This is a genomic window from Photobacterium alginatilyticum, assembly GCF_009910675.1.
Taxonomy (GTDB): domain Bacteria; phylum Pseudomonadota; class Gammaproteobacteria; order Enterobacterales; family Vibrionaceae; genus Photobacterium; species Photobacterium alginatilyticum.
On sequence record NZ_RSEJ01000009.1, the window covers coordinates 77,288 to 90,688 of the forward strand.

Sequence of the window (13,401 nt, forward strand, 5' to 3'; positions counted from 1 at the left end):
ACACTGATTTACTGCATGCAACATTTTCGAATAATCAATTAATAATTAGATACACTAATCACAATGCAAAATGGTGTTTCTTTCAACAGATTCAGCAAGCCGGATAGCCAAAGGCTCGCCGTTACTCAAGATCCCGTTGCCCTGTTGCCAGGATGGTTTGCCTAAAATGATGTTTTGTAGCGCCCGCAACCATTCACCGTGGCTGACCACAAGCACGGTATTACCATAATGCCGAGCGGTAATATCGCTAAGCCAACTGTTTATTCGCTGCTCAAACTGTTGCTCTTTTTCAACACCCGGCACACTTGTCATCTTAGCTTGATACCGTTGATGATAACCGTGCCAAAATGTTCCGCCACTTACGCTATCAAGCACCTGCTTTCCTTCCAGTGCCCCGAAACAGCGCTCACGCAAGCGAGTGTCAGTGATGATATGAGCCCGGGAGATATTGGCAATAATACGTGCCGTTGACTGTGCTCTTCCCAAATCACTACTGTATATCACATCGCTTTTGATTAATGCTGGCGACAAGGCCGAAAGCTGGCGTCTCGCCTGCGGGGTCAGCGAGCTATCTCGCCAACCCTGAAGCTTGTTTGTGAGATTCCATTGAGTCTGACCATGACGGAGTAAAATCAGCTTCATCGCTTAATCACGTTACCTAAGAAAATGTCGGCAACCAAGGCAGGGTTCGACGGGAAATACCAATGGATGTAAGAGGCAATCAAATTATTCTTGAACCATACCGGATCCGTTTTGTGCCCACGCTGAGTAAAAGGCTGGGTAAGCACTTGTTCTGTTGACAGGGTTGTTGAGTAATGGAAGGTATGACCTCGTAATACATACTTATTATCATCATCGAGAACATAGTGTTCAGCGGCAGCGTCGCCCTCTCGATAAGGATTAAAATCTGCTTCGACCATACCCAGTGCTGCCAGTTTCGGCTGCATTGCAGACTCAGCTTCAAGTACGCCACTCAAGGTAGTCGTCATACCATCCAATGTCTTCAACGCTCGGTTCAGGTAAAGCATACCGCCACACTCTGCCAAGCAAGGTTTACCTTGTTCAACATGTTGTTTTATCTGTTCAATCAGCCTTTGATTTTCAGCCAACGCACCAGCAGATAGCTCAGGGTATCCCCCCGGCAAATACAGTGCATCACACTTTGGCAAGCTATCCCCTAGCACCGGCGAGAAGAAGTGCAGTTTCGCCCCCAGCATTTTCAGCAAATCCACATTGGCTCGGTAAATAAAGCTAAATGCCCTATCTCTGGCAATGGCGATCGTTTTGCCTGCCAGCATGGGAGAGACTGTATCATCCACGACCTCATCGAAGACAGTTGGAGACGGTAGCGAGACAGCTCCATGCTCGCTAATCAAACCTGCGGCTCTGTCTAGCCGGATATCCAAATCATCGAGCTCATCAGCCTGCACTAACCCCAAATGACGCTCTGGAAGTATGATATCGCCGTCTTTGGGTAACCAGCCACAAAATGCCAAGCTATCCGGTAAGCTTTCTTGCAACATCTGCGCATGATGAATCGAGCCTACACGATTGGCGACCACGCCAAACATTTCGATATTATCCCGGTAATTCGCCAAGCCATAGGCCAAGGCACCAAATGTCTGGGCCATCGCACCGGCATCAATAACTGCCAATACCGGAATGCCGAGCTTTGCTGCAATATCGGCACTTGAACAATGGCCATCAAACATCCCCATCACACCTTCAATAAGGATTAAATCGGCATCTTTCGCAGCCTCTGCGATGAGTGCTTTGCAATGTTTCTCACCGCACATCCAGAAATCTAGCTGATAGACAGGATGGTGAGAAGCAAACTCCAAAAAACGCGGATCAATAAAATCTGGTCCAGTTTTAAACACCCTTACTCTCTTTCCCTGCAAGTGAAAGTGGCGAGCCAAGGCTGCCACAACCGTCGTTTTTCCGCTGCCAGAAGATGGCGCGCTAACAACCAATGCCGGGCATTGAACTGACGTATTTTTCATTATTATGTTACCTAACACTCATGCTCATACTACGCATGTAATCTATCCAATATTCAACCTATTCCAGCCAAGGCTTTACTGCCGTATCCAAGCACTCAATGATCTGCTGCTGCGATAAACCCAGTTGCTCTGCAAAGACCAGGCTTCCCCCTAAGCCGCAGCCTTCGACCACATAACCCTGTTCATACAGATGCAGCGCACGATAGGATGACTGATTAAAGTCAGTCACTGATGGCACAACTTCGATTGAAGAAGGTAAGTTTGACAATACCTTACGGGCATTTGTTCCTTCTAATACCCACCTTGTTGTCGCGATTTGTAAGTGATGTTGTATGTCATCAATCCCAATCGCCAGCAACGGTGCGATAAACATCATTCCTCCAGCCAGATTTAACTCAAGTACGGTTTTGTCATGACTTTGTGTCATCAGCAATGCACACAGAGCACGTTGAACGGGATCGGAAGCTTGCTGATGCTGTATGAATGTATTGACATTACGGGGGAAAGAAGAGAACTGGTCCATTAGCTGCTCAATGGTTTTTGCCTTCATCATCAGCTTTTCTGGAGCCTTTGTACTACCTGCTAAAGTAATTTCATTTGTTAACCAATGCCTTAGCCACAAGGTTGCAAATGTTGTCCCCCCTACGCCACACTCGGCAATCATATGCTCTTCACCGGCGTGATACTGACGCACTAACTCAGGCAACAACTGCTGCCTGACCAGGCGATCCTCTTCACTGGGCAAACAGAAATGGCAAACAATATCATCAAGCGCACTACCACTAAAATCCGGCTGTTGTTCTAGACCGAGCTGATAACAATGCAGGCGTACTTTTAGCCCCTGACGTTGTAATGCTTTCAATAGTCCGTGTACAAGAATGGCCGGGCTAACGGACTCTGAGCCTGCGACAGGTGATGGCGAAAACTCCCCGTTTAATGGCGTATTGGCTTGTCCGCAAGCGATTAATTCCGCATCCCGTGTGGGAGTCAACTGCATCAAGTTTTCGCCGGCACCGGCATCACTCACTCGATGAAGGTCGGGCAACGGCGCAACAGCATTAAAAATGATAAAGTTAAACCACTGCACGGTCATTGCCCCACCTATGTTTGCTGTATTCCTTTACAATCATCATTTAATTGGCTCCCTCAGAAACATCAGACCGATTGAGTTATGGCTTTTAATGCCACATCAAGGCGTTGCCACTCTGATTCATCACGCGGCAGGCCAAACCTAAGTGCATTTTTCTCATCGCACAAACGGGTTAATATGGCATGCCGACAAAGCTGTTGATGAACCATAGGTGCATCATGCAGACAAACTGTCTGAAACAACTCTGAACCACTCACTGAAGTTGAAAAGTAGCAAGTTAGCAATGTACGCAATCGCGATGAGTGCCCCGCCAACTGTTGCCGCATCCTTCGCTGCCACTGCCGGTCAAGCAAGGCCTCGCGTGTAACCCAACGACTCGGGCCAGGAACCGTCCACGGCCCCAACTTGAGTGCAATAGCGTCAAGAAGCAGATGGTTTCCGAAAAGAAAACCGACCCGAGCACCAGCCAGGCCAAAGAATTTTCCTACCGAGCGTAGTACTACAACATTGTCCCCCAATTGCCGGCTCAGCAGGGAGTGCTGGGGGGTACAGTCAATAAACGCCTCATCGACGATTAACAGACCTTGTCTTTGCTGAAGCTGAGCTTGCCACTGCTGTAGCAACTCTAGCGGTTGCCTTACACCTGTTGGGTTATTTGGATTAATGACAACAACGACATCTGCACGTGCTAGCTCTGATTCACTCGGAGCGGTATCGTAGAACTCTATCTGCCACTTCGCCCCATTAGGTCCAATGAAATGTTGCCAGGCATGCTGATGTTCTTTGTAGCCCACCCGTGGTAATAACACGACACCAAGCTCTCCTCGCTGTGTCGCTATCACTTCAGGCAACGCCATAATGGCTGCCTGAGAACCGGCAACCGCCAGCAAAGGCTCACAGCCGTAATAACCAGCTGCCGCCTCCTCAAGTCCATCATTCAGTTCGGGAAGCCTGTTCCACACCGCTGAAGGTACCGACGTGCAAGGATAAGCAAACGGGCTGACTCCAGTTGAAAGATCCAGCCATTCGGCAACAGGTATCTGATATTGCCGAGAAAATTGCAATAAATTACCGCCATGTTCTAACATCTTGTATTGCCTGCTTAACCTAGTCCCAAAAGAAGTAACACTAACACCCAAACCCATGCCCCGCAGATGACCAGGCGATTGGCCTGGATGATCACCGGGTAATCGGCAAATTCACCATTGCCCATATAGATTTTCTCATGATATTTTCCGTGATAGATCGCAGGACCACCAATGGTTGTATTCAGCGCGCCGGCCCCAGCACACATCACTACCCCGCCATTGGGACTGGCACACAGAGTCGCTTGTTCCTGCCAGCATTTCATTGCCAGTTGCAAGTTTCCCTGAATGCCATAAGTCAGGGCAGTCAGGCGTGCCGGTATCCAGCCAAGAAAGTCATCAAGTTTAGCGGCTGCAAACCCGAAATATCGATATCGCTCATTCTTATAGCCCCACATCGCATCCAGAGTATTGGCCAGGCGAAACAGCAGCGCGCCCGGAGCACCTGCAACAACAAACCAGAATATGGCGCCGAAAACGGCATCGTTGCCATTCTCCAGCACGGATTCCACTGTCGCTGAGGTTATCTGCTTTTTGTTCATAGAGGCTGTTTCGCGACTAACAATAAAACTGATCTTTTCGCGGGCCAAAGTGATATCCCCTGCTTTGAGCGGGCGATAGATCTCGCTGGCGTGAAAAACCAAGCTGTTACCGCCAAGGGTGAAATACAACACGATCACGCTAATAAGCAGCCAGAGCCAGAATGACACTTGTGCAAGCCATACCATTAAAGCGCAAACCACTATCAAAATTGGCAACACAGCCAGACACCAAGCGGCTATTCCGACACTTCGGAGCCGTGTTTCTGGATTGCCACTATCAGTTTGTCGATTTATCAGCAAGAACTGCTGACGGCAAACCCTTTCAACCCAGTTAGCCCAGTTACCAAAACCCACCAACGGATGAAAACGGCTTGGCTCGCCAAGAAAGCTATCCAGCGATAGTGCAGCTCCCACCGAAGCGGCGACTACAAGCAGCTCGACTTCTGTCGTCAGCAACCCTCCATCAAACCACATCCAGCACCTCGTTTTTGAGCTCTAGCATCGCTTCAAAATCGGTGATAGGCAATTGCTCGTTAGGCAAGGAATTTGCCCACTCTACTGCCTCATCGTTCAATGCAATGATTACTGCTTGCGCCAATTCTGGCAGCTGAAGTAGCAAGGATTTTGCCTGGGCGACATCTTCCACAATTAACCAATCTACCTGAGGCAGCTCAACGCGCATTGGCGGATAGTGCCGGGAACCAAGACAACGCTCCATACCATGGCCACGTGAGTTGCGCTTGGCTCCAACCGGGGCCGACAGCACTGCCCGATTGTAAATGCCAGCATCAGAAGAAGACTCGACAACAATACCTCGGTGTTTCAGAGCTTGCGCCACAGCCGGGTTCTCGGCACTAATAGGCATTGAGTAACGGCGAATATCCCATTGATGAGCAAGCAACCCTTGCCACCACAGAGTCACCGAAGCCACATCGGCAAAAGACAGTGCCGAGTATTGGCATAGCTCTGTCAGCAGAGCCTGGTCGACAAAACTTACCAGCTGTGGCTCAGGAGCCTTGAAAATTTCTGCGCCTGATGATTTCAATTTATCAAGGCCTGAGTAGTGACCACATAGCAACACGCGGCTGCCTGAGAGCGGTATTCTTTGGCGCCATGCCAGCTCGTCTAGCACATTGACAACATTTCCCATGACAACCAGTGCCGGAGCATGATTATCGAGCGCCAGTACCTGATCACCTATGGTCGCCAGACTCCCCTTGGTCACAGTGTGGCTGGCGCAAGTGGCCGAGGAGATATGCACAACCGGTGTTGTCGGACAGCGCCCCTGCCCAATTAATCGTTCTGCATGCTGTGCAAGTTTCTTTGCCCCCATATAAAGGACAAGCGTCCCGCTTGACTGGCCGAGAGCCGCCCATGAAGACAGCGACTTGGAACCTTGATGGCCGCTGGCAAAGGTCACATCGGAAGCAATACCTGCACTTGTTAAGGGGAACCCTGAATAGGCTGCGGCCCCCAGAGCTGCTGTAATACCCGGAACGATTTCATAATCGATGCCATGCTCTTTCAAATTACGGCACTCTTCCGTGGTGCGACCAAAGATACACGGATCGCCCGCTTTTAATCTCAGAACCTGTTTGCCCTGCTTTGCAAAATTAATCACCTCGGGGTGCATACCATAATCAATATGGCAATGGCGGTATCCCCGATAGCCAACTTCAAACAACTCAACATGATCGGGAATGCTGGCTAAAATGCCCGGGCTAACAAGCTTGTCGTAACACACCACATCACACCGATGCATTAAGTCGAAAGCACGGCGTGTTAATAAATCAGGATCGCCCGGCCCCGCGCCGACCAAAAATACCTTACCTACACTCATCACAATGCCCCGGTATAGCAGTCTGATCAGCCGTTGCTCCGTTATCTACAGTAACGACATCATTGACGACTGTTGCTTTGCGGCAGGCATGAGAAAACGCCGGATCATAAAGCTTAGAGTCAGCAAATTCTTCAATGGCAAACACTTTGCTGATAATAATCATTGCCGTCGAACGGATTTTTGCCTGATGCATTTTATCTGCTATATCCGCCAAAGTACCGCGAACAATACGCTGCTCCGGGTGAGAGGCCTTTTCAACCACAACGACCGGCCATGTTACGGGATAGACCTCTTCAAGCTCACGCACCACCTTGCGGATCAGTGTGGCACTGAGGAACAAACACAGAGTTGCTTCATGCGCTGCCAGAGATTTGAGATTCTCCTTTTCAGGAACAGGCGTTCGACCCGAGGCACGGCTGAGAATAATCGTCTGACACTGCTCCGGAATTGTCAGCTCCTGACCAAGTGCTGCAGCGGCAGCCTGAAACGATGACACACCGGGTATCACCTTCCAGTCAATACCCAGCGCTTTCAAACGGCGGGTTTGCTCGGCCAGCGAAGAATAAATTGATAAATCCCCCGTTTGCACACGCGCGACATCCAGACCCTGCTCGAAAGCATTGACGTACACTTGCGTTATCTCGTCAAGATCCATATCAGCAGAATTGAGGACCAAGGCATCTGGCCGCGCCCTGTCAATAACTGCTTTGGGAACCAGGCTGCCGGTATAAAGAACGACAGGACAGGATTCAACCAACTTCGCTCCCTTTACCGTGATCAAGTCCGGATCACCCGGCCCTGCGCCAATAAAATACACAGTCATCGTTTTCTCCGTTATTCTCTTTCTGCATTATCGACTGCAAGTGCATGCCCGCGCTTCTGTCCGGGCAAAGTCACCCCATCATCAAGCTGATATTTGTTCCGGTATCCACGCGGGGTAACAATCCAGTCTTGATACAGGAAACTACTGCTATTTCCGACGATCACAGCCGCATTCATCCCGAAATCCAGCTCGGTAAATCGATCAAGGGTGGTCAGATTCACCTGCTGCTCATCACGATAAGCGGCATTCACCACAGCGACGGGAGTTGTCGGCTCGCGGTATGCCAACAAAATGCGCTGCGCATGTTCAATATGGCTTTTTCGTTTGCGTGAACGGGGATTATAAAACGTGATAGCAAAGTCAGCTTCGGCTGCAGCATGGATCCGTTTTTCGATTACCGGCCAAGGCGTGAGCAAGTCCGACAATGAAATCGTACAGCTATCATGACCAAGCGGCGCACCAACCAAAGAGGCACAGGCATTGGCCGCCGTAATACCGGGAATTATCTCTATCTGAGGTCCCTGCTCATCACTCCATCCTTGCTCCGTCAGCAGCTCGAGTACCAAGGGGGCCATCGCATACATCCCTGCATCACCAGAACAAACCAACACCACGTCACGCCCGGCTTTTGCCTGTGCAACCGCTGCGGCGGCTCTATCCCACTCTCGAGTCATTCCGCTTTGGATCACCTCTTGGCGTTCGATAAGCTCCTGTATTAGCTCCACATACGCCTTATAACCGGCAACAACATCGGCATCGACAATGGCCTGTCTGGCTCGTAACGACATAAGATCCAAACTGCCGGGCCCAAGCCCGACCAGAGTTAGCTTAGCCATATGACACCTCAGATTCTGGTGCCCGCAAACGAATAAGTCCTTCTTCAACTTGCTGCTCTAACACTGAAATCAACTCAGGAAAATCCAACAAACAAAAGCGGTCACCGCTAATCGGCTCTGCCAGGGAAACATCAAAGCTGCTCTCCAGAGATTGCTTAATCTCGACCAGGTCATTAACGAAGTGATTTCCTGATACTAACAACAACGGGATCAAACGCAGCTTTGGCTTAATCGCGTATTCATTACGAGATGAAGCCTGTTGTCCAACCGCCAGCATTTCCTGTGACAATGAATCGGCGATCAGACGGAATGGCCATGCCCCTTCGAGTGAACAGGTAAAGTTCTTCGCTGATAACTTCGTCAGCATACTGTCACAGTACTGGATAGCCTGATGCCCCGGGTTATCCAGTAGCGGAGCACCATGATGAATAAACAGATTTGCATCACTCCCTTGGGCAAAACGATTGCTCAGCGCCGCCAGAATGGCACTGGCATGCAAGGTGTGATGCATGATTGCCGGCGTATGCTCAATGCTGGCTAGCGAGAACTGACGGAAGCCTTCCACCATCTTAGATAATTGCAAATGTTCATCTGTCGGGAACATATAACAGGAAACCACCAGAATATGCCGATACCCCTCCATATCCAGATCTGCCAACACCTGCGGCAGACTTTGGTAATGCTCTCCATGCTGACCCAGCTTTTTAATCACCATCTTTGAACTAAAGGCAAGTTTTACCGTACAGCTCGGATAACGTTCGGCCAGTCGCTGTTGCAAAGCCAAATAACGTTGTTGCTCGACTACCGAGCCAAAGCAGCTTAAGACAATAGCCGTCCCTTTGTTATGGTGCCTCAATCGTTTCATTGTGTTGCCAATCCTTGTGAATTATTAATTATCTCGTCTCGGGTGATCGGCTTTGCCGCATCTATGGCGGCGAAGTATTCCGGCTCCAAAACAGAACTCAGCGGTACGCGATCAGCCAGTGCCAGGAACAACCGGCGCCACTGGGTCAGCGTCAGGTTTTCAACATTCCGCAGCCAGCACCCGTTGTTGACTGGCACCTCGTGGCTTTCAAGCCGCTCGTAAACCACCATCGTGGCGCGATTGCGACATGCTCCCGCACATTGAGTCCTGCTCAGTTTGATGCGGTTGTTGCCGCTGGCAAGCCCCATCTCCTTGATAAGAGAGCGAAGTTCATGCGTGAGGTTTTTACTGCCTTCCTTGCTGCACCGCCCGCCTTCGCACAGCAATAAGTGATGCCGGTGATACAACATCGGCCGGTCTAAATCGACATGCTTGGGTTTGCATTGATATCCTTTTACCACCTCACTGCCATGGGCATTTATTTTGCTCTTCTGCCCAAGCCAGTTTTTCCAGTTGTGTTTCGAGAGCGCTTCTTCATGCTCGATTCGACAGCACGACACAGTGACGTTGTAACCACCCAGCTTGAACTTCCATTTTGGCACTAGCAACTTTTTGGTTTGGCTATGCTTCAATGCCGCCGCTTCGGCAACCGATGCAACACCAGTCACCTTCTCGACGTAGGGCGATGGATTTTCGATCCCTTTGACATCACGCAACTGTTCCGCGCTGTAGGTCACAAAGGGCCATTGTTGCTGTTGGGAATAGGCCAGCAAACCTGCTTCATCAGCCTTCAGCTCGATACTGGCCATCGCTGATACGCTATCAATGGAAAGGTTATTTTCAGCCAGGAATCTGTCGATACCGGCCTGAATTGTCGATAACGGAGTGTTACGGTCGCAACCGACTCCTAGCACCAATGACTTAGGCCGCCATAAAACAGCTTTATGCTGCCAATGTTCATAGTGATCTGGCTCTCTCCGGTCGCTAATAAGCACCAGCCCCTGCCACAGTTCGTTATCAACTTCGGCTAATTGATCATGGCAATATATGTGCTTCGGCATGGTACGTTTATAGGGCCACCAACTTCTCTCGCCCGCCTGCTGTACCACCAGAACAGGTCTATCATTGACGACTGCCGCAGAAACCGAAGTGATTGCTGCCTCGCACTGGGGATCCAGTACCCAGCCAAACGGTGCTCCCACCATATCAACCGACAGAGTATTGGCGGCATCTGATGCAGTTGTCACAATCGGCGTGGCTTTAAGAATTTGTGCCACACGCTGTGCCATCGTGTTAGCGCCACCACGGTGACCAGATAACATTGGGATCGCGAACTGACCTTGGTCATCAACACAGATCACTGCAGGGTCTTGGCGTTTATCCGTCAGCAACGGTGCCATTATGCGGCTGACAATGCCTGTCGCAAAAATACAAATATGGCAATCGTAATGGTGGAAATTCGGTGCGATAAACTCAGCCAACGGTAGGGGCAGCAATGATGCAGAGGCACACTCTTCAAGCCCGGCCTCGCTGACGAAAACATCGGCAAAAGGTAATTCCCGGTGCAACCGCTGCGCTTGTCTGGCACCATTGAGGGTGATCGCATAAATAGCTATTCTCATAAAGCATTCACCCCTGCCCACTCAGAGACACTTTTTTGCCGGGATCCTCTCAAAATGCCCCGGCGGCTTCGGATAGACAACTGAACCATTGAAAAGTAGCGATGCTCGGCTGGTACCTGTCGAAGATCATGATAGATTTCCTGCTTATCCATCGTGGCGTGAGATACATAGGTTGCACAATCCAGCAACCCCATCTCCTCCAGCATCGCCGTCAGTTCAGGGATCACCCGGCCCGCCTTAATCAACATGATAGTGTCGAACTCGACCATCAGACGAGGCAGACATTCCATGCCGTAGGTTGCCGGCACCACACAAAACCGTTCCTGACCATCTGCCAGCGGGATCTTTGTCTGAGACGGAATCGCGGTAATTGACGTAATCCCGGGAACAATTTCAGGCTCCAACTGAGGCATGAGCTCGCAGAGCTCTTCCTGAACATAGGCCCAAGTGCTAAATACAGACGGATCGCCTTCTGTCACAAACACTACCTTTTTTCCGGCTTTGACATGATCCGCAATTTGCAATGCCGCATGACGCCATGCAGGAACATTTACCGAAGCATCGCGAGTCATCGGAAAATGCAAAAAACAGCGCTCAGCCGCTAGCTCGTCTTCTTTAATCGCACCAGTCACTATCTGCCAGGCAAAAGAATCTCCCTTACCCAAGGTTTTTTCTGGAATCGCTATCACATCAGCCTGTTGCAATAATCTAACTGCCTTGAGGGTAAGCAGTTCGCTGTCTCCGGTGCCGACACCGACAGCAAATAATTGACCAGCAGAGTTATTGTTCATTGTTATTACCTTGTAGCGTCACTGACTTATTAAATATGAAAAGATGGATCGGGTTTTCAGCCTGATATCGGGTGTAATGTGCCAGAGGGACCCCTTGAGAGACTGAAGCAAGCTGCACTTTCGGGTTGAGCCGGTTTAGTTTGCTCCATTGATGAATTTCAACAACAGAGTCAATAGTAACGGCAGTCACTACCAACACCCCTTGTTCAGTTAACTGCTGCCAGCAATGCGATAATATGTCGCCCATCGCCCCGCGTGTTCCGCCGACAAATACCGCATCAGGCACAGGCAAACCCGCCAGAGCCTCTGGCGCTCTCCCTTTTAACAAAGTGACATTGTCGGTGCCGTGGCCAGCGATATTCGCCTCGATGGCTGGGTAACAGGCCTCGTTACATTCGACCGTATAAACACTCCCCTGCCAGCACTGCTTGGCGGCCTCAATTGCAATCGAACCCGACCCCGTGCCGATATCCCAAACAGTGGTAGCAGGTCGAAGCCTCATTTCTGCCAGAGCCAAATGCCGAACTGGTTGCTTGGTAATCAAGCCTCGCTGCGGCATGCGCTTCTCAAAGGCATCATCATCGGCAAACTGGCCGTACTCTCCCCAGAACCCAGGCGCTGTTCGTTCAGCAATGATTACATTCAACGGATCAAACTCATCTCCTGACAGTTCGGCCAGCTCTGCCACACGATATACAGTAATGCGTTCACCCGGAGCCCCAAGTTGCTCACAAACACTGAGCTGCCATGAGGTTTCTCTGTAATGCAGCAAATGTTGCGCAATTACCGATGGTGTATTGGTACTATCCGTCAGTATCACGAACAAATCACCCTGCTGCAGCTGACAAACCAAACCTGCCATTTTCCGGCCATGCAGCGACAGACTGCGGGCATCCTGCCAGGGCAGTCCCAGACGAGAGAAAGCCAACTGCATGGAAGAGGGTGAAGGAATGAAGCACAACTCACGCAGATCGAATTGTTTTCTCAAGGTACTACCAATGCCATAGAACAGCGGATCCCCCGAAGCAAGAACAACGACCTCCCCCTCTTCACTCTCATCGATAAGCTGGTTAAGCCAAGGTCTGAACCCATTGTCCATTGGCAGTAAACGACCTTTAAACTGGGGAAACCAATGCAACAGACGAGGATGCCCGGCGAGCACCCTGGCTTGGGCAACGGCATTGACAGCACGACTTGTAAGACTTATACAGCCATCTTCCGGCACACCGACAATAGTTATGGCTGCAGTCATACAGACTCCGTGAGCAAAGCATGAATAGTTGAGACCACCAGCGGGCTCCCCCCTTTTCGACCAAGGCTGGCGATATAAGGCACGATATGTTGTTCTGTCAGCGCCTGTTTTGATTCTTCCGCCTTCACAAAACCCACCGGGATCCCCACTATCAATGCCGGTTTGGCTTCGTTGTCAGCCACCATTCGAAGCACCTCGAAAAGCGCGGTCGGGGCATTACCCACCCCCACAATCGCACCATCAAGCAAACCGAGATCTCTGGCATGACGCATCGCCCAGATTGCTCGCGTTTCACCCTCTTTCTTGGCAATTTCAATAACCTTGGTATCGCTGATAAAACAGTGAGCCTGATTCCCATAGACTGATAGCCTTTGCTGACTAAGCCCGCTGGTAATCATGGTGACATCGGTAATGATCGGAGCCCCCGCCTTCAGCGCAGCAATACCGGAAGATGTTGCCTGCTCACTGAATCGAAATAAGTCCGCAAACTCAAAGTCGCCTGTGGTATGAATCGCTCGACGTACAACCGCCCATTGGGCAGGCGTAAAGCTATGTCCACCGTGAATCTGTTCGATTTCACGATCAATGATGTCAAATGAGCTTTCTTCAATTTGGCGGCCTTGCCGGGTTAATTGCTGCATGCTTTTCATTA

At 50.3% G+C, this 13,401-nt stretch carries 13 protein-coding genes; all 13 read right to left on the bottom strand.

What is annotated here, in order from left to right; genetic code table 11:
- Positions 1 to 54 precede the first annotated feature (54 nt).
- Positions 55 to 642: a histidine phosphatase family protein gene (locus EIZ48_RS10410; RefSeq protein ID WP_160650692.1), complete on the bottom strand. Its 588-nt coding sequence runs from the start codon at positions 640 to 642 to the stop codon at positions 55 to 57.
- Complete coding sequence (locus EIZ48_RS10415) at positions 639 to 2,003, bottom strand: cobyrinic acid a,c-diamide synthase CobB (RefSeq protein WP_160650694.1); 1,365 nt, start codon at positions 2,001 to 2,003, stop codon at positions 639 to 641. Before EIZ48_RS10415 ends, EIZ48_RS10410 begins: the two co-directional genes overlap by 4 nt.
- A gap of 58 nt (positions 2,004 to 2,061) precedes the next feature.
- Positions 2,062 to 3,096 (bottom strand): nicotinate-nucleotide--dimethylbenzimidazole phosphoribosyltransferase family protein, encoded by a 1,035-nt coding sequence (locus EIZ48_RS10420; protein ID WP_160650695.1) that lies wholly within the window; start codon positions 3,094 to 3,096, stop codon positions 2,062 to 2,064.
- Positions 3,097 to 3,158: 62 nt separating this feature from the next.
- On the bottom strand, positions 3,159 to 4,181 hold the full coding sequence (gene cobD / locus EIZ48_RS10425; RefSeq protein WP_160650697.1) for a threonine-phosphate decarboxylase CobD: 1,023 nt from the start codon (positions 4,179 to 4,181) through the stop codon (positions 3,159 to 3,161).
- 14 nt (positions 4,182 to 4,195) lie between these two features.
- Positions 4,196 to 5,194, bottom strand: coding sequence for an adenosylcobinamide-phosphate synthase CbiB (cbiB, locus tag EIZ48_RS10430; RefSeq protein ID WP_160650706.1), 999 nt, complete (start codon positions 5,192 to 5,194; stop codon positions 4,196 to 4,198).
- Positions 5,184 to 6,560 carry a uroporphyrinogen-III C-methyltransferase gene (gene cobA / locus EIZ48_RS10435; protein ID WP_160650708.1) on the bottom strand — a complete coding sequence of 459 codons (1,377 nt, stop codon included), beginning with the start codon at positions 6,558 to 6,560 and terminating at the stop codon, positions 5,184 to 5,186. Before cobA ends, cbiB begins: the two co-directional genes overlap by 11 nt.
- The gene (gene cobM, locus EIZ48_RS10440; protein WP_160650709.1) at positions 6,547 to 7,383 is read right to left on the bottom strand and encodes a precorrin-4 C(11)-methyltransferase; all 837 of its coding nucleotides are present in this window, start codon (positions 7,381 to 7,383) and stop codon (positions 6,547 to 6,549) included. The genes cobA and cobM overlap by 14 nt, the downstream gene beginning before the upstream one ends.
- Positions 7,384 to 7,394: 11 nt before the next feature.
- The gene (gene cobJ / locus EIZ48_RS10445; RefSeq protein WP_160650710.1) at positions 7,395 to 8,219 is read right to left on the bottom strand and encodes a precorrin-3B C(17)-methyltransferase; all 825 of its coding nucleotides are present in this window, start codon (positions 8,217 to 8,219) and stop codon (positions 7,395 to 7,397) included.
- Positions 8,212 to 9,084: a sirohydrochlorin cobaltochelatase gene (locus EIZ48_RS10450; RefSeq protein ID WP_160650712.1), complete on the bottom strand. Its 873-nt coding sequence runs from the start codon at positions 9,082 to 9,084 to the stop codon at positions 8,212 to 8,214. The genes cobJ and EIZ48_RS10450 overlap by 8 nt, the downstream gene beginning before the upstream one ends.
- Entirely contained in the window at positions 9,081 to 10,706 is a 1,626-nt protein-coding gene (locus EIZ48_RS10455; protein ID WP_160650714.1) for a cobalamin biosynthesis protein, read from the bottom strand. Before EIZ48_RS10455 ends, EIZ48_RS10450 begins: the two co-directional genes overlap by 4 nt.
- On the bottom strand, positions 10,703 to 11,497 hold the full coding sequence (gene cobI / locus EIZ48_RS10460; RefSeq protein ID WP_160650716.1) for a precorrin-2 C(20)-methyltransferase: 795 nt from the start codon (positions 11,495 to 11,497) through the stop codon (positions 10,703 to 10,705). Before cobI ends, EIZ48_RS10455 begins: the two co-directional genes overlap by 4 nt.
- Positions 11,487 to 12,749 (bottom strand): precorrin-6y C5,15-methyltransferase (decarboxylating) subunit CbiE, encoded by a 1,263-nt coding sequence (cbiE, locus tag EIZ48_RS10465; protein ID WP_160650718.1) that lies wholly within the window; start codon positions 12,747 to 12,749, stop codon positions 11,487 to 11,489. Before cbiE ends, cobI begins: the two co-directional genes overlap by 11 nt.
- Positions 12,746 to 13,399 (bottom strand): precorrin-8X methylmutase, encoded by a 654-nt coding sequence (locus tag EIZ48_RS10470; RefSeq protein WP_160650720.1) that lies wholly within the window; start codon positions 13,397 to 13,399, stop codon positions 12,746 to 12,748. The genes cbiE and EIZ48_RS10470 overlap by 4 nt, the downstream gene beginning before the upstream one ends.
- Positions 13,400 to 13,401: the final 2 nt, after the last annotated feature.